General features: G+C 45.2%; 10 protein-coding genes. 7 read left to right on the top strand and 3 right to left on the bottom strand.

Features of this window, described 5'->3' with window-relative positions:
• Positions 1 to 64 precede the first annotated feature (64 nt).
• Complete coding sequence (gene dnaE / locus B0I21_RS12070; protein ID WP_133640712.1) at positions 65 to 4,489, bottom strand: DNA polymerase III subunit alpha; 4,425 nt, start codon at positions 4,487 to 4,489, stop codon at positions 65 to 67.
• A gap of 318 nt (positions 4,490 to 4,807) precedes the next feature.
• Between dnaE and B0I21_RS12075 the strand changes: the two genes are divergently transcribed.
• From B0I21_RS12075 to B0I21_RS12105, 7 genes are all read left to right on the top strand, one after another.
• Positions 4,808 to 6,202 carry an aminopeptidase P family protein gene (locus B0I21_RS12075; RefSeq protein WP_133640713.1) on the top strand — a complete coding sequence of 465 codons (1,395 nt, stop codon included), beginning with the start codon at positions 4,808 to 4,810 and terminating at the stop codon, positions 6,200 to 6,202.
• Positions 6,192 to 8,369, top strand: coding sequence for a S9 family peptidase (locus tag B0I21_RS12080; RefSeq protein WP_133640714.1), 2,178 nt, complete (start codon positions 6,192 to 6,194; stop codon positions 8,367 to 8,369). Before B0I21_RS12075 ends, B0I21_RS12080 begins: the two co-directional genes overlap by 11 nt.
• Positions 8,370 to 9,021: 652 nt before the next feature.
• Positions 9,022 to 9,552 carry a DinB family protein gene (locus tag B0I21_RS12085; RefSeq protein WP_133640715.1) on the top strand — a complete coding sequence of 177 codons (531 nt, stop codon included), beginning with the start codon at positions 9,022 to 9,024 and terminating at the stop codon, positions 9,550 to 9,552.
• Positions 9,553 to 9,842: 290 nt separating this feature from the next.
• Positions 9,843 to 10,718, top strand: coding sequence for a carbon-nitrogen hydrolase (locus B0I21_RS12090; protein WP_133640716.1), 876 nt, complete (start codon positions 9,843 to 9,845; stop codon positions 10,716 to 10,718).
• 68 nt (positions 10,719 to 10,786) lie between these two features.
• Entirely contained in the window at positions 10,787 to 11,860 is a 1,074-nt protein-coding gene (locus B0I21_RS12095) for an agmatine deiminase family protein (RefSeq protein ID WP_208292332.1), read from the top strand.
• Positions 11,861 to 12,031: 171 nt separating this feature from the next.
• On the top strand, positions 12,032 to 12,244 hold the full coding sequence (locus B0I21_RS12100) for a hypothetical protein (protein WP_133640717.1): 213 nt from the start codon (positions 12,032 to 12,034) through the stop codon (positions 12,242 to 12,244).
• Between the two features lie 55 nt (positions 12,245 to 12,299).
• Positions 12,300 to 12,860 (top strand): DUF4230 domain-containing protein, encoded by a 561-nt coding sequence (locus B0I21_RS12105; RefSeq protein WP_133640718.1) that lies wholly within the window; start codon positions 12,300 to 12,302, stop codon positions 12,858 to 12,860.
• A 665-nt stretch (positions 12,861 to 13,525) separates the two neighbouring features.
• Here the strand turns inward: B0I21_RS12105 and bla are convergent.
• Complete coding sequence (gene bla, locus B0I21_RS12110; protein WP_133640719.1) at positions 13,526 to 14,437, bottom strand: class A beta-lactamase, subclass A2; 912 nt, start codon at positions 14,435 to 14,437, stop codon at positions 13,526 to 13,528.
• Positions 14,438 to 14,644: 207 nt separating this feature from the next.
• The gene (locus B0I21_RS12115; protein WP_133640720.1) at positions 14,645 to 17,785 is read right to left on the bottom strand and encodes an error-prone DNA polymerase; all 3,141 of its coding nucleotides are present in this window, start codon (positions 17,783 to 17,785) and stop codon (positions 14,645 to 14,647) included.
• Between the last annotated feature and the right edge of the window lie 4 nt (positions 17,786 to 17,789).

The raw sequence follows: 17,789 nt of genomic DNA on the forward strand, positions 1-17,789 counted from the left end.
ACAAATATAGCGATTTTGGCTATAGATATTCGTCACGCGCTATTCATAAAATTTCTATACCCTATCAATTTAATCTATAACTTATCCCCTCTAGTTTTTCTAAACCATCCAAAAACTCATTGGTCAGATTAATCTTGACAGATTTAGCGGGCATCTCAATCGCCAGCTCATCCTGCATATCCAGAATTTTGAATTTAAGCTGGCACTTGGACTCTTCACTTTCCACTTTTGCGGAATCGACCAACTTGTGCACCATAGCTACTAATTGCTCATCGAGCAAGTGTAATGGAAGTTGGATCGTAAATGATTTAGCCATCTTATCCCGCAGATCGGATAACAATTGGATATTTTTCAACTCGAAACCCCAATTACCAACCTGTTTGAACCGTTCTTGAACAAGTCCTCGAATTTGTACAAAAAAGCCTTCTTGCAAATACCCCTTAAATTTAACATAATCTTCGCCGAAGACCATGATTTCATACGAATCGCTGTAATCTTCAATCACGAAAGACCCAAAGGGTTTTCCCGATTTCGCTACACGGTGATTTGCCATGGCAATAATGCCACCGAGCACCACTTCTTTATTCTTAATTCGGTTGAAATCTAGTAGTACCTCCTCTTCGACTTCGCTGGCTTTTACTTTATTGATAAGTTGTAGATCGCTGACCTTGTTCGAACAGAAGTGCTTGATTTCAAATTTGTAGTTATCCAGCGGATGGCTTGTTAAGTAAATCCCGATTACATCCTTTTCGTACTTCAGCTTTTCGATTAATCCCCAAGCTGCACAAGGTGCGAGGACAGGTTCTGGAAGCTCTGTAGCCGCTGATCCACCGAAAAGACTGGCCTGCGCCGAACTTTCATTATCCTTCACCCGGTTGCCATACTTAATGGCTTTCTCCAAGCCCGTCGAGTTATCGCCCTCGTTACTAAAATATTGTGCACGGTGGGTATTGGTGAAACTATCGAAACCGCCCGCATAGGCCAAGCTTTCGAATGCTTTTTTATTTGCCGAACGTAAATCTATGCGTTTTGCCAAATCAAAAACGGACTTATACTTACCTCCTTTTTCACGCGTTTGCACCACGGTATCAACTGCGCCGGCCCCCACGCCTTTGACCGCTCCCATTCCAAATCGGATAGCTCCTTGTTCGTTTACCGTAAATTTGTAGTACGACTCATTCACATCAGGCCCTAATACCAATAATCCCATGCGGCGGCATTCTTCCATGAAAAATGTTACCTGCTTAATATCGTTCATGTTGTTCGATAGCACGGCTGCCATATATTCTGCAGGGTAATGCGCTTTAAGATAAGCCGTCTGGTAAGCCACCCATGCATAACAGGTGGAGTGCGATTTATTGAACGCATACGAGGCGAAAGCCTCCCAGTCGGTCCAGATCTTCTCCAGCACTTTCGGTGCGTGCCCTTTCTCAGCAGCTTGATTGACGAATTTTGGCTTCATCTTATCAAGTACAGCTTTCTGTTTCTTACCCATCGCCTTCCGCAAAACGTCCGCATCACCTTTAGAGAAACCCGCTAACTTCTGCGACAAAAGCATAACCTGCTCTTGGTAAACGGTAATTCCGTAGGTTTCTTGCAAATATTCTTCACAAGCATCTAAATCATATGTAATGGGCTCAATGCCATGCTTACGCTTAACGAATGATGGGATATACTCCATTGGACCGGGTCTATACAAAGCGTTCATCGCGATAAGATCGGCGAAGACTGTAGGCTTAAGCTCCTTCATGTATTTCTGCATGCCCGGCGACTCGTATTGGAATACGCCGACCGTTTCCCCACGCTGGAAAAGTTCATAGGTAAGCAGGTCATCGATTGGAAACTTATCCGGGTCTAAGGTCACGCCGTGACGAAGCTTAACATTGGCCACCGTATCTTTAATCAAGGTGAGCGTTTTAAGGCCCAAGAAGTCCATTTTCAACAGGCCGGCACTTTCCACTACGGAGTTATCAAATTGCGTCACAAAAAGTTCCGAATCTTTCGCTAGCGAGACCGGCACGAAGTTAGTAATATCATCCGGCGTGATAATAACCCCGCAGGCATGCACGCCTGTATTACGCATGGAACCTTCCAATACGCGCGCCTGCTTAATCGTTTCTGCTTCCAACCCGGCTCCATCTGCTAGGTTCTTTAACCTGTTTACGGCTTCAATTTCTTCGGACCGTAATACCTCCTTCAGTCCCTTCTCATCCATGTTAAAGATCTTGCTGAGCTTCAGGTTTGGAATGAGCTTTGCAATCTCGTTAGCGTCTTGCAAAGGCAAATCTAGCACCCGCGCGGTATCTTTTATCGAAGACTTGGCCGCCATGGTACCGTAGGTGATGATCTGTGCGACTTGCGATGCACCGTATTTATCAATCACGTATTGCATAACCCTGCCGCGACCCTCGTCATCAAAATCCACATCGATATCGGGCATCGAAACCCGATCTGGATTTAAGAAACGTTCAAAAAGCAAATCATACTGTATAGGATCCAAATTGGTAATACCCAAGCAGTACGCCACTGCAGATCCTGCCGCAGAACCACGCCCCGGCCCTACGGAAACGCCCATTTTTCGTGCTTCCGCAATAAAATCCTGTACGATCAGGAAATAACCCGGATACCCTGTCCGCTCGATTGTGGCCAACTCGAAATCCAGACGCTCGGTGACAACCTCATCAATCTCGGCATACCGGCTTTCAGCGCCTTTGTAGGTCAAATAGCGCAAATACGCATTTTCGCCACGCTTTCCACCATCTGCTGTGTCCTCGGCATGCACAAATTGTTCAGGAATCTCAAACTTAGGCAACAAAACATCGCGATTGAGCGAATAGATCTCTACCTTCTCGAGCAATTCTTCGATATTAATAATGGCTTCCGGCGTATCAGCGAAAGCCTTTTTCATTTCATCGGCTGATTTGAAATAGTACTCCTGATTGGGCAAACCGAAGCGGAAACCACGTCCACGGCCTTTCGGTGTAGATAGTTTTTCGCCATCTTTTACGCATAGCAGAATATCGTGCGCATGTGCATCTGCTTTATTAAGGTAATAGGTATTATTTGTTGCGATAAGTTTCACATCGTGCTTCTTCGCCAGCTGTACAAGCGTGTCATTCACTCGGTTTTCATCTTCCTGCCCATGGCGCATCAGCTCCATATAGAAATCGTCACCAAACTGCTCCTTCCACCAAAGCAGGGCGTCCTCTGCTTGCGACTCGCCTATGTTGAGTACCTTGCTAGGCACCTCGCCTTGTAAATTTCCGGATAGTACGATCAAGTTATCTTTGTACCGCTCAATAACGGTCTTATCAATCCGCGGAACGTAATAAAATCCCTCCGTATAGGCCGCTGAAGCCATTTTGGCCAAGTTATGGTACCCTGCCTTATTTTTCGCCAGAAAAACAATCTGATAACCGTTGTCCTTGCGTGACTTATCTTTATAGTTTTCACACACGTAAAACTCACAACCTACAATAGGTTTGATAAGTTGTGCCGTGGGCTCTTCGCCGCGCTCTATAGCTTCGGCATTTTTTGCTTCCACCTCTTTGTTATGGCTGATGGCCTTACTCACAAAATGGAATGCTCCCATCATATTTCCATGATCGGTAAGCGCCACAGCGGGCATTTTGCTTTTGATAGCCGCATCGACCAACGGGGCAACACCTATCGTACTCTGCAAAACAGAAAACTGTGAGTGATTATGCAAATGAGCAAATGGAGCAGCCGCAAGTGCTTGCTTAAGTGACTCATCCACCACCGTGACAGGTGTTTCACTTTTTTGCTCCTTGCGAATAGCATCAGAAGCAGCCTTTAGGTTGATATGCTTTAAGCCAACGGGCTCTATCAGGTTTGGGTTTTGCTGCTTAAACTCAACGAAGTAACCCGTATCGACCTGTAGCTCTTCCGGCGTAAAAACTTCCCGGCGGAGCAATTCGAAGAAGCAGCGTGTAGTCGCCTCAACATCGGCCGTGGCATTATGTGCTTCGGCAAAAGGAACACCGAAAAGATGACCGTGTAGCTCGGTCAAATTAGGAAGCTTATATCGCCCACCCCGGCCGCCAGGCAGCTGCAAAAGTTCAGCAGTCACCTCCGTACATGTATCCAGCACGGCCATGTCTGACATCGGGGAATCTACAGCATAACGGTAAAATTCCGATCCCATAATATTCAGATCGAACCCTATATTTTGTCCAACAACGAATTTCGCTTTCGCAAGAGCCTCGTTAAACTTATGGAGCACATCGACAAGCGGAACACCATCTTGCTCAGCAAGTTCTGTAGAAATGCCGTGGATCTTTTCAGAATCGTAGGGTATATTGAACCCATCAGGACGGATCAGGTAATCTTGATGTTCGATAAGCCGCCCCATCTCATCGTGAAGCTGCCAGGCAATTTGTATACATCTCGGCCAATTATCCGTATCGGTAATAGGTGCATCCCAACGTTTCGGTAAACCAGTCGTCTCCGTATCAAAAATTATATACATACTTAATCCCGTTCTCTTTTAACAAAGTTAAAAATTACAAGATGAATGTGATACGTTCATTGGCAATTTGCGCGTAAAATTTCTTACTCGAGTGAGTCCTAATGGAAAACGTTGTGATGTCTTGTTCCCACTCCACTAGTCAGCGCAGTCAACCGTACGTTCTTGGTTCCGTCCATTTAGGTTCCTTGCATGCCACTCATCGCATAAAATATGACCATAAATTGGCAAAATATAAGAAATGATTGTCTGTGTTTTTTAGCAGATTTACGACGCATTCAATGAGCAGGTCATTTGATGCCTACATTAAAAATCCGCTACATGTTTTCAACTAAAACATATCAAGATCGTCGGGAACTTCTGCAACAAAAGGTTGGTAGCGGACTCATTCTGCTGCTCGGAAATATAGAAAACCCGATCAACTTTGAACACAATACCTATCCCTTTCGGCAAGACAGCACCCTGCTTTATTATTACGGGATAAAAGTGCCGAATATTGCTGCTGTTATCGACGTAGATAACCAACAAACAATTGTATTCGGCGATGAGCTTGATATCGATCAAATCGTATGGACGGGTAAACAGGAGACGCTGCAAGAGAAATGTGCGAAAGCAGGTGTTAAAACCACCCTGCCGTTTTCAGCCTTACAAGCTTACTTGCATCGCGCTATAAAATCAGGACAACAGGTACACTACCTGCCTCCATATCAATCGTTCAATAAAATATTGTTAAGCGACCTTACCGGCATACCGATAGGTAATATAACCCCCTCATCTTTACTTATTGAGGCGATAGTATCGCAACGATCCATTAAAGAGCATCAGGAGCTCGCGGAGATCGAAAAGGCACTTCAGGTTTCGGTAGATATGCATATGTTAGCCATGAGGATGACGAAGCCGGGTATGAAGGAACGCGATATTGCGCATGCTATTCAACATTACGCAGCAGACCAGGGTTCACCGCTGGCCTACCCCCCAATCGTGACGGTACGCGGTGAAATATTGCACAACGCCTATCAGCTGCATACGTTAAAGTATGGCGATATGCTATTGAATGACTCGGGAGCGGAGACGGAGATGGGCTACGCCGCGGACTTGACGCGGACCTTTCCTGTCGGGCCTGCCTTTAGCGCACAACAGCGTGAGCTCTATGCTGTCGTTTTAAAATCTTTTTCAGATGCCCGCGCGCGGCTTAGCCCGCACGTCACCTTCAAGGAGATCCATCTGCACGCCTGTGAAAGCTTGGTAGAGGGATTGATCGCTGTGGGTTTGATGAAGGGCGATCCTAAAGAGGCCGTCAGCCAACACGCCCATACGCTTTTCTTTCAGTGCGGGCTTGGTCATATGATGGGGCTTGATGTACATGACATGGAAGATTTAGGCGAACAATATGTGGGTTACACCGCAGAGGACCCGAAGGACACGCAAACGTTTGGGCTGAAATCATTACGCCTTGGGAAGAAGCTGGAACCCGGCTTTGTCTTGACGGTTGAACCGGGCATCTACATCATTCCGGAACTGATTGACCGCTGGCAGGCCGAAAACAAGCTTTCCGAATTTATAAATTACGATAGATTGCATAGCTACCGAAATTTTGGCGGAATCCGTATTGAAGACAATTTTGTCATTACCGATAATGGTTACCGCTTACTTGGCCCCGAATTAATTAAAACAGCAGACGACATTGAAAACTTCAGAAAAAACTATGTTTCTTAAAAGCAGGATACTATGGAAAATTGGCGGCGCGATCCTCTGGATAGCAATGGCACATCTTGCTCAGGCACAGCTACAATGGACACCTGACGGGATGGGTTACTATAGCTTTTCCGAAAAGGGCATCGATATAATCAATGCTGTGAACCCCGATAAAACTATCACGTTGCTGAACGCCACAGAACTGCGTCCGGCTGGTGCAGCCTATGGACTTGATGTGCAAAGCTTCCAAGTGTCGCCCGACGGAAATAGCCTCTTACTTTTCGCTAACACGGCACGCGTATGGCGCGAAAACACCCGCGGCGACTATTGGATATTTGACAAGGCTTCCAAGAAACTTACTCAGCTTGGCAAGGGCCTTCCCGAATCCTCGCTCATGTTTGCGAAGTTTTCGCCCGACGGCGCCCGCGTAGCCTATGTCGCTAAACATAACATTTACATCGAGAACCTATCGGATAATACGTACAAAGCCATCACCGAAGATGGCACCGACCGCATCATCAATGGAACGTTTGACTGGGCCTATGAAGAAGAATTTGGCACAAAAGATGGCTTTCGCTGGTCGCCGGATGGATCCAAAATTGCCTTTTGGAAACAAGATGCGCGCGGTACGCGAAATTTTCTGATGATAAACAATACAGACAGCTTATATGCGTTCACGGTTCCCGTAGAATATCCGAAAGTCGGACTTCCACCCTCGCCGACCAGCATTTGGGTTTATGACTTGGCGAAGCAACAAACCAGAAAAGTGGATGATCTATTGACGGCTAAAGATGGCTACATTCCGCGGATGGAGTGGCTCACTGACTCGAAGGGTGTGATTTTGCAGACATTGAACAGAAAGCAAAATGAGAGCAAAATTGTGATCTCCGACGCACAAACGGGAAAAGGCAAAGCTATCCATACCGAAACCGATAAGGCCTGGATCGATATTAAATCACGCTGGAACGACGGCGATCCTGCTGGTTGGGATTGGATAAACGGCGGCAAAGAATTTATATGGGTATCGGAAAAAGGCGGCTGGCGACAGATATACGGTATTGATCTAAACGGAAAAGAGAGGCTAATCACGAAAGATCCTTTTGATATTATCCAGATCGACTTCATCGATCCAAAGACACAGACCATTTACTTTTCGGCTTCACCTGGAGACGCGACGCAAAAGCATTTATATCGCGTGAACCTTCGAGGCGGTAAGTCTACCCGCGTAACGCCCGCAAGCTTAAAGGGAACCAACGCCTACCACATCTCGCCGAATGGTGAAATAGCTCTTTTCCAAACCAGCAGTACCACCTACCGGGCAAGTACGGCGGTCGTATCGCTGCCTGCACATAAAGAGCTACGCCCGGCAAAAAACACGGAAAAACAATCGCCTCAACATCCGCAGCCTGAATTTTTCCAGGTAACCACGGAAGATGGTGTGACGTTGGATGGCTGGGTGGTTAAGCCTTCTCAGTTCGATGCGTCGAAAAAATATCCGGTGGTATTTTACGTATATGGTGAACCGGCTTCGCAAACGGTGACAGACAATTTCAACACGGGTAAAAATAGATTATATAGGGGCGATATGGCTGCAGACGGCTATGTATACGTCTCGTTGGAAAATCGTGGTGCTCCTGCACCAAAAGGTCGGGAATGGCGTAAGTCTATTTATAGAAACATTGGTATACTCAATATTCGAGATCAGGCGATGGGTGCGAAAGAGGTGTTCAAATGGGGATTTATCGATACCGCTCGCGTAGCCGTGTGGGGTTGGTCAGGTGGCGGAGCCTCTACACTAAACTTATTGGGGCAATATCCAGGGATCTATAAAACCGGAATTTCCATTGCTCCGGTCACCAATCAACTGCTTTACGACAATATCTATCAAGAGCGATACATGGGATTGCCACAGGAAAATGGAGAAGATTTTATGAAGGGGTCTGCACTGACCTATGCAAAAAACGTGACAGGGAATTTGCTACTGGTACACGGCACGGGCGACGATAATGTGCATTACCAGAACGCGGAAGTTTACATCAATGAATTGATCAAGTATAATATCCCTTTTCAAATGATGTCGTATCCAAATCGAAGCCACGCGATCAGCGAGGGCGAAGGAACATCAGAACATCTTGCAGAGCTGTATACACGCTTTCTCAAGGAACACTGTCCGCCAGGAGCAAAATAATAACATAAGTTTTTTTTCGCTTTGTCCAACACAAGTCCCTTACGCCGCATGCCGCGGCAGGGCACTATTTTTGTGCCTTTTTACAGATTTCTTTTTCCGCTTTGTCCAACACAAGACCTTTCAGTCCTTGCCAGGACAGGGCTTTCCTTTTTTTTCTAAAAAAAGGAAACAAAAAAATCGTCGCTGAATTTTTGTTGCATCCTTGCGGGACATTGCGAAGGCAAATAACTACAGACGCAACAAAAATGAGGCGACATGTCGTTTAAGAATGGTTAGAAGCGATAAATTGAAAAACAGCGAGTGTTCCCACCGCATGCCGCGGCAGGGCATCACTTTTGTAGGCAAAAGTAGCAAAAGCCCGTCGCTGGAAACCTTTGCAGGGATGGGTTCTGCATGGGCAAGTTTCTACATATCGCAAAGCTTTCGATGAGACATGTCGATTAATAAAGGAAGGTGCAATTGAGCATAAAAAAGTGAAAAATTAAGAAGTAATAAAATTCTCAAACATTACCATTTCTACATACTAAGTACTATCTACTAAAGTCTAATTCGCACTACGCAATTCTACATACTAAGTACTATCATCTATCTACTAAAACCTACATGAGTACAATTATTGTTAATATCTTTATGCTGTTTAAAACATCACGCTATGGAAAACGAAAGAGAAAAGCGGGAGGTATGGATGCGCGGACCAGTTGCCCATGTGCCGGCCCTGCTCCAACCCGTCGCACATACACTGTTGCAAGTGCAGGAAGATACGGAAAAGTATATGCATGGCTTCTCGGAACAGAAGTTATGGATTCAGCCGGGAGGGGCCGCGTCTGTAGCCTTTCATCTGCAGCATATAGCCGGCGTCATTGATCGTATGTTCAGCTATGCGCACAATAAACCATTGACTGCGCTGCAGCTTGCCTACCTTAGTACCGAGGGAGAAAAGCAGCAAGGCATAACGAAAGAATCGCTCTTACAAAACTGTGAAAAGGTGATCAACCATGCGATCACGCAACTCCAAGATATAGCTATCGAAGAACTGCACACAGCCCGTTATCTCGGCCGGAAACGTATTCCAACTACGCTAATCGGACTTATATTCCATGCAGCGGAACATAGCCAGCGTCATCTTGGTCAAATGCTTGTCACGATCAAATGGCTTAGCAGCGACGATGTTAAAACTTGTTAAACAAGTTCACCGTATATACCAATACGGCAAGCGGTTCGTTTTTTTATTAACAACAGAAAAAAACACTTCATAGGTTAGTTTATAATTGGTTAGTTTGAAAAACCTGAGATTCCCCATCTCAGGTTTTTTTGATCAAGTGATCGAAGTGACGGTGATACATAATTCGAAAATTTAGCGCACCAGCTTTCCATCTTTTTTTACTTTCTGACTACTTTAATTCAGGAAAGATTTAAGTTCGGAATTGTTATCTTTGCGCTTTAAATTAAGGCATTTAAAACGAGGATTGAGTAATGAGAAATGTAAAAGTCGGTGTTGTGCAGATGAGCTGTACAGCGAACAAACAAGAGAATCTGGATAAGGCCATTGTAAAAGTACGGGAAGCGGCTGCTAAAGGCGCACAAATTGTATGTTTGCAAGAGCTTTTCACTTCTTTGTATTTCTGCGATGTGGAAGATTACGATAATTTTGAATTGGCCGAAGCTATCCCCGGCCCTTCTACGGATGCTTTGTCTGCGGTAGCAAAGGAGCTTGGTGTGGTTATCATCGCGTCATTATTCGAGAAACGCACGGAAGGCCTTTACCACAATACTACCGCTGTGCTGGATGCTGATGGCGCTTACCTCGGCAAATACCGGAAAATGCACATTCCTGATGATCCTGCGTTTTATGAAAAATTTTATTTCACACCTGGCGATTTGGGCTATAAAATATTTAAAACCAAATTTGGTAAAATTGGCGTCTTGATCTGTTGGGACCAATGGTATCCGGAAGCTTCACGCATTACTGCCTTAATGGGCGCGGAGATCTTATTCTACCCGACGGCAATAGGCTGGGCTACAGATCAGGATGAAGAAACAAACAGCGACCAATACAACGCATGGCAAACTATCCAGCGCTCGCATGCTGTAGCCAATGGGGTGCCTGTTGTATCCGTTAACCGGGTAGGCTTCGAGCAAGATGGTGCGATGAAATTTTGGGGCGGTAGTTTTGTAACCAACGGTCAAGGTAAAATTTTGTATCTGGCCTCGCACGATAAGGAAGAAACCGAGGTGATTGATCTGGATTTGAGCCAAGCGGATTATTTTCGCAAACACTGGCCATTCCTGCGCGACCGCCGTATCGAAACCTATTCGCCGATCACCAAAAGATTTATAGACGAGGATTAACAGCATGTATCATATTGGCCGTTTTCATGTTTGGATAAGGAAGCAGGAGAACGGTCTTACTATTTTTTATGTCACAACAACAACAAAACTTCCGACCGGACATGTTTAACAACTCGCCTAAAAAACAAGGTTTTTCTTTTCCGGCGGAATGGGCGCCACAGGAAGCGATGTGGCTGAGCTGGCCGCACAAAGAAGCATCGTGGCCAGGCAAGTTAGACCGCATTTTTGCACCTTATAGCGCATTTATAAAAGCCGTGGCCGACGGCCAGAAAGTGCGTATCAATGTAGCCGATGAAGAGATGAAGCAATTTGCATTGGGGCATTTGCAGCAAGCTGGCGCCAATTTGGATAATATCAGCTTTCATTTTAATCCCACGAACGACGCTTGGTGTCGTGACCACGGACCAGCCTTCTTGCTGAGCGAGGATGGGCTGACGAAAGCCGTTGTCGACTGGGGATACAACGCTTGGGGCGGAAAATACCCCCCCTATGATCTGGATGATGTCATTCCGACGCGTATCGCCGAGGCCTTTGGTTTACCTCTTTTTACGTCAGACATTGTCATGGAGGGAGGATCAGTTGAGTTCAACGGTGCAGGCACGGTATTGACAACGACCGCCTGTCTATTAAACGAAAACAGAAATCCGCATTTAACGAAAGAACAGATTGAGACCTACCTCAAAGAGTTTTACGGGCAAGAGCAGGTGCTCTGGCTTGGAGACGGTATCGTAGGTGACGACACCGATGGCCATATCGATGACATTACCCGCTTTGTAAGCAGGGATACCGTTATCACGGTTGTAGAGGAAAATCCGGAAGATGAAAACTACAGCATCCTGCAAGAAAATTTACAGCAACTCAAGGAGCTGCGCTTGCTTGATGGCTCATCACTCCAGATTGTTGAAATACCTATGCCCGCGCCGGTCATTTATGAAGACACGCGCTTACCGGCATCGTATGCTAATTTCTATATCGCCAATGAGGTTGTCGTGGTTCCTGTTTTTAACGACCCGAATGACCAACGCGCACTTGACATTATCCAATCCTGCTTCCCCACCCGCAAGGTGATCGGTATTGACTCGGTAGATATTATATGGGGCCTAGGTAGTTTCCATTGTTTAAGTCAGCAAGAGCCAGCCTAAACGTCTGCTGGTATCCAGTAATCCATCGGGGGAATCGTTTAAAACGGTTCCCCCGATGGATTGTCAGCATAATGGTCTAGCATCCGTTGCACAATAATGCCCTACTGCTAAATACAAAGATTGAACTTTTAGCGTATAATGTGGTTTTATAGATATAAAAAACTTTTGATTATGCAGCTACAAGACATTCAAGTAAACGACACAACCGTCTCTCAAGAAGATAGCACCCCGCGGGTCTCATTCAATATTGACATTACCCTGGTATGCTCCGGCGATCTGGAAGCGTATAAAGTAAATGGCAACCTAGACACCACATCGCTCAAAGATGCCGCACTCAAACTATTACAGAACAAGCTGAATGGAATTGACGACGTAGCTAAGTAGCTACACTTTAGCAATAGATTTTCCAGATTGGAATACAATTTGACAAGTTTGCAGCATGAAGAAATTTTTAATTGTTGTCTTTATTATCGGGCTTATAGGTGTGATAGCCTGGTTGGTTTACTCGAAATATGGCCAAAGGCCTACAACGGAGACCACCCATCAAATACTTGTGGAGCGCATTGAGGCCATGGGTAAGCTGGAGCTGGTAAAATACCGCTTGAGTGATGTTATTGAGCACAAAGCTATTAGCACGTTCCTACCTGATGCTAGTGTATTGCTAATCGTGAAAGCTGACGCGGTAGGCTGTGTGGATCTAACCAAGCTTGATCCAAACAAAATTAGCGTCCATGGAGATTCTGTCTCGATACAACTGCCTAAACCAGAAGTTTGCTATGTCAAGATTGATCATAAGGCTTCACGCGTATACGACACGAAGATGGCTTTTTTCCGCGAAGCCACTTTGGTGGATGAGGCATTTAAAAGCGCAGAAAGTCAAGTCGCTAAGGAGGTGGCAAAATCAGATATAATCCAGCAAACAAAAACCAATGCCAGCCATGTATTCAAACCTTTTTTAGAGGCTTTGGGATTCAAGAAGATAAATCTTGCTTTTGATTAGGTAGGCATTACATACTGGCTACAATGGTCAGCCCAGCGTACAGCGTAATTTGGAATGATTATCTTGCGCGCTATATTGTTTACAGGTAGCGTGAGCTGGATAGCGATACAAAGACAACATTACTTGGTACTGGATGGGCTGCGTGGCTTAGTGCTTACAACAGCGAAACTGAAGAAGCCGTGTCATTTGATCGCCTACCGTACGAAGCATTTGTTTTGCGAAATACATACTAAAATATGGGGTGCAGCGTTTATATAGTATACGATTTAAATTTCATAATAAGTTCATAATTAGTTTGATAAATCCTGTAGTCCCAGCTACAGGATTTTTTATCACGATACGTGCAACATTTGGGTGAGCAAAACGTTAATAAGGTATGGAGATCATAGATTTAGTGTAGCTCAAGATGTAGAGTATAATCGGTGATCAAATAAAAGCCCGGCGAATACGCGCCGGGCTTTTGCATTTGTCATGTGTAATTCATGTCTAATGCCGGCCAGCAATGGGCAGCGGCTGGAAAAACGCAATATGAAATGTTAAAAAATGTAAAGAGATGTATTTAGACATACTAGAACGATACGATCAGCGTTATAGTTGTATAATTTCATAATTTAGGTTAATAATTGGTTTGGTAAAATCCTGAAGTTCCCCACTTCAGGATTTTCTTATTTACGTTGATTCGTCGGCTGCACATAAAAATCATAGGTCATCCGCGCTATACGGGCAATGATCTCCTCGTTTACAGCCAACTCCTCTTTCGAGCGGCTCACAAACACAGAAATAAATAGAGGCTTGTTATCGGGAAGAAAAATTATACCGACGTCATGTGCAGCTTCCGTTATCCCCTCCTTGATTCCTGAATAGCCTGTTTTATGCGCTACAACCGTGTTTGCTGGCAAATCGCCTTTCAAGCGTTTCAGCCCAGTCTTTGTCCCTTTCATCACCGTCCATAAAAAGCTATGGCTTTCTGGAGACAATTCTTTTTTGTCATTGTAAAAATAGGTCTTTAGCAAGTTGTTGCATTCTTCCGCCGTGGTCCAGTTTTGGAATTGCGCCTCCCAGTTGCTCTGCATGGTTTTTTCATTGATTTTAATGGCTAAATTTTTCACGCCTTTCTCTTTGAAGAAAAGGTCGACCTGCTCGGGACCGCCCAGCAGTTTTAAAATCACGTCACAGGCAACGTTATCGCTTTGCGCTACCATATACGTTAGTAGTGTGGATAACGGAATCGTTGCTCCTTGTGGATAGTCATCTCGCAGCGGACTCCAGATATTCGGTGTTAAATCTTCTTTCGAAACAGTAATGGGTTGATCCAGTTGGAAAGTCCCCTTATCAATTTCCGTGAGCATGGCTACCGCGATGTGAAATTTAAAGACGCTTTGCATAGGCAGCTTTTCTTCTGCATGAATTTGTACGATATCCCCGTGATGTCCCTCTTGTATAGCTACGGCAACAAAAGCCTTTTTGTCTTGAATAAAGGATGTGATCTGGTTTTCAAGACTTGTAGATTGACTATAGCCGGGCGACAGGGATAGGCTACTCAAAATCAATAAAATCAAAAATTTACAAATGTTCATGTGCTGGGATTTTACAAGTCTAATATACACTTTTAGCAGGTTATGCCTGATTAAGATTTATTTCATTTTTTTCGCTACATGCAACAGTGCATAGGTTTAACCTTTCATCGTTGCAACGGGCTGTGCTGACAGGTTTGCTTTTTCCAACTCGGGTAGCTGCCTTAATGATATTCTCCATGACTTGTAACAAAAGCTCGCGGATGCTATCTATCTAAAATTGCGGCCTTTATGAAATACGCCAGGAGTTTGTGACTCTTCAGCCTGCTGTAAATCCTGCAACCAATCATTCAGGTTATAGCATTGTTTGACCACCACATGGATAACTTTACCCTCTATTTGCACGACGCCATTTACCAGTAATAGTTTAGCTTGTAATATTTCGCGTCTATAGCGTTCAAATACTTTTCCCCACACCACGAGATTTGCAAAACCAACCTCATCTTCGATCGTGACAAATAAAACTCCTTTTGCTGTTCCAGGTCTTTGCCGCACGGTGATCAATCCGCAAACCCTGACGGGCATACCATTTTTTACTTTCGACAGTTTATCTGTAGGCACCACATGTTTTTTGTCCAGTTTAGTCCGTAAAAAACTGACAGGGTGCGCTTTCACCGAAAGTCCCGTGGTTGCGTAATCCTGAACAACATGCTCACTGGCTGTCATCAAAGGCAGTTCCATTTGCATTTCTAGGGCACTGGCAGAGGGCTGTTCTTTAAACATCTGGATCGGCCTATCTCCCAGTGCAGCAACCTGCCATAATGCTTGCCTGCGATCAAAACCTAAGGAGCGAAATGCATCCGCGTCAGCAAGCTTTTCAAGCAGGGATAAAGAAACGATGTCTGCCAGATCCTCAATTCTTGTATACGGTGCTTTCCGATGCGCAATCATTTGCGCTATCTCCATTTCATTAACGCCTTTGATCTGACGAAAGCCTAAGCGGAGTTTATGGAACTTTTCTCCAAAATTACCTTCTAACGTATTGTCCCATTGCGAGAAATTAATATCCGTTGCGTTGACTTGCACGCCATGCTTCTGGGCATCGATCACTATTTGGGCGGGATGGTAAAAGCCCATGGGCTGGCTATTGAGCAAAGCGGCAGCAAACACATCCGGATAGTAACATTTAATATAGCAGGAAACGTAAACCAATAATGCAAATGAAGCGGCATGACTTTCTGGAAATCCGTAACTTCCAAACCCTTCGAGCTGCCTAAACACCCGTTGGGCAAATTCTTCGGCGTAGCCTTTTTCAAGCATACCTTTTATCATCTTTTCGCGGAAAAGGCGCACCTCGCCTTTCGACTTGAATGTGGCCATACTACGTCGTAAACCATCAGCTTCGGCTGGCGTAAAGCCTGCAGCAACAATGGCGATTTCCATCGCCTGCTCCTGAAATAAAGGAACTCCTTTTGTACGCCTTAAAATATCTCTTATTTCTTCCGAAGGATAATCTTCAGGTTCTTCACCATTTCGTCGCCGTAAATAGGGATGAACCATATCGCCTTGTATGGGCCCGGGGCGAACGATGGCTACTTCGATAACCAGATCGTAAAATTCTCTAGGTCTTAAGCGGGGCAGCATAGACATTTGCGCTCTACTTTCAATCTGAAAGACACCCAAGGTATCTGCTTCACAGATCATATCATAAACCCGTGAATCGTCCTGCGGAATGTTGGCTAAGGTCAACTCTTTTCCATAGTGTTTCTTGACCAGATCAAATGCTTTACGGATACAGGTCAACATACCCAACCCCAACACATCGACTTTTAAAAAGCCTAGGGCTTCCAAATCATCTTTATTCCACTCGATATTCGTGCGGTTTTCCATACGGGCATTGATGACCGGGCACAGCTCATGCATCTTTCCCTGCGTAATGACAAATCCTCCGGTGTGTTGCCCCAGCTGTCTTGGAAAGCCCAGCAGCTGCTCGCTCAGCTCAATTATTTTTCTAAAATGAGCATCCTCTGTGCTAAAACCATGTTCGGCAAATCGCGCTGCATCTATTTCACTATCCCAATGGGAACTAATCGTTTGAGACAGTCTACTTAAAGCGTCCATAGATAAGCCCATAGCTTTCCCTACATCCCGAAGTGCCCCCTTTGGCCTTTCCTGGGTCACAGTAGCGACAATAGCTGCACGTTCGCGTCCATATTTTTCATAAATATATTGAATCACTTCTTCCCGCCGCTCGTGTTCAAAATCTACATCAATATCAGGTGGTTCATCCCGAGCATCAGACATAAAACGCGCAAACAATAACTTAATCTTGGTTGGATCAACCGATGTTATACCCAAGCAATAGCACACAATGGAATTTGCTGCTGAACCCCGACCCTGGCAGAGTATGCCGCGATCACGTGCGAACTTGACATAATCATACACGGTCAGGAAATAAGAAGGATAATTTTTGCGTTGGATAAAATCAAGTTCCATTTGAATCTGTGGGCGGTATTTGATGAAATTTTCAGGACTTAATTTTTCCCCAGCCCCTTCCCACACCAGCATTTCCAATTCTTCCTGGGGTGTGCGCCCATCGCTGGTCAATTCTTCCGGGTATTGATAGGTCAATTCATCCAAAGAAAACCGACAGGCCTCGGCCAGCTTCACTGTATTCTCCAATGCTTCCGGATAATTCCGAAATAGGCGTTCCATTTCTTCGCCCGGCTTTAGGTAGCGCTCTGCATTGGCATGCAATCGATACCCAGCCGTATGGATGGTACATTTCTCGCGGATGCAAGTGAGCACGTCACAAAGCTCTCGTCTATCCGGTTCGTGATAATGAACTTCACCCACTACAACGAGGGGCAAGCTCAGCTCCATGGCCTGCTCATGCAATCGGAAAAGCCGTTTTTGATCATCGCCGGAATACAACCGGGATATACCGATATAAAATTGATTTTTAAGTCTTTCAGCATACCAATATAAATCATCAGTATAGTTATTTTCTAATTTGAAAGATTCCGTTAGCTGAGCTGGAGGTACGAGTATAAAGAGTAGATCTTCCTTCAAGGCGAGCACATCTGCTTTGTAGAGGTGGCACTTGCCTTTTTCGGCACGCTGGTTTCCGACGGACAATAGTGCACACAGCTGTGCATAGCCATTTCTGTTCCTGGGATAGGCCAACAGACTCACACCATCCAACAAATCAAGGCGACAGCCAACAACCAAGCGTAAGCCGTGCTTCTTTGCAGCGACGTGAGCGCGTACAATACCTGCTAGGGTATTCCGATCTGTTACACCCAAAGCTTGGTAGTGCAGGTCATGGGCTTTCTGCATCAGTTCATCCGGATGAGAAGCGCCGCGCAGAAAACTAAAATTAGTCGAGACGTTCAGTTCAATATATCCCATTATT

The sequence above is a fragment of the Sphingobacterium paludis genome, assembly GCF_004364125.1.
GTDB lineage: Bacteria > Bacteroidota > Bacteroidia > Sphingobacteriales > Sphingobacteriaceae > Sphingobacterium > Sphingobacterium paludis.

What these genes read in the sequence shown, in the direction of transcription:
- dnaE (WP_133640712.1), bottom strand. Translation starts at nt 4,489, where the DNA reads ATGTATATAATTTTTGATACGGAGACGACTGGTTTACCGAAACGTTGG.
- B0I21_RS12075 (WP_133640713.1), top strand. Translation starts at nt 4,808, where the DNA reads ATGTTTTCAACTAAAACATATCAAGATCGTCGGGAACTTCTGCAACAA.
- B0I21_RS12080 (WP_133640714.1), top strand. Translation starts at nt 6,192, where the DNA reads ATGTTTCTTAAAAGCAGGATACTATGGAAAATTGGCGGCGCGATCCTC.
- B0I21_RS12085 (WP_133640715.1), top strand. Translation starts at nt 9,022, where the DNA reads ATGGAAAACGAAAGAGAAAAGCGGGAGGTATGGATGCGCGGACCAGTT.
- B0I21_RS12090 (WP_133640716.1), top strand. Translation starts at nt 9,843, where the DNA reads ATGAGAAATGTAAAAGTCGGTGTTGTGCAGATGAGCTGTACAGCGAAC.
- B0I21_RS12095 (WP_208292332.1), top strand. Translation starts at nt 10,787, where the DNA reads ATGTCACAACAACAACAAAACTTCCGACCGGACATGTTTAACAACTCG.
- B0I21_RS12100 (WP_133640717.1), top strand. Translation starts at nt 12,032, where the DNA reads ATGCAGCTACAAGACATTCAAGTAAACGACACAACCGTCTCTCAAGAA.
- B0I21_RS12105 (WP_133640718.1), top strand. Translation starts at nt 12,300, where the DNA reads ATGAAGAAATTTTTAATTGTTGTCTTTATTATCGGGCTTATAGGTGTG.
- bla (WP_133640719.1), bottom strand. Translation starts at nt 14,437, where the DNA reads ATGAACATTTGTAAATTTTTGATTTTATTGATTTTGAGTAGCCTATCC.
- B0I21_RS12115 (WP_133640720.1), bottom strand. Translation starts at nt 17,785, where the DNA reads ATGGGATATATTGAACTGAACGTCTCGACTAATTTTAGTTTTCTGCGC.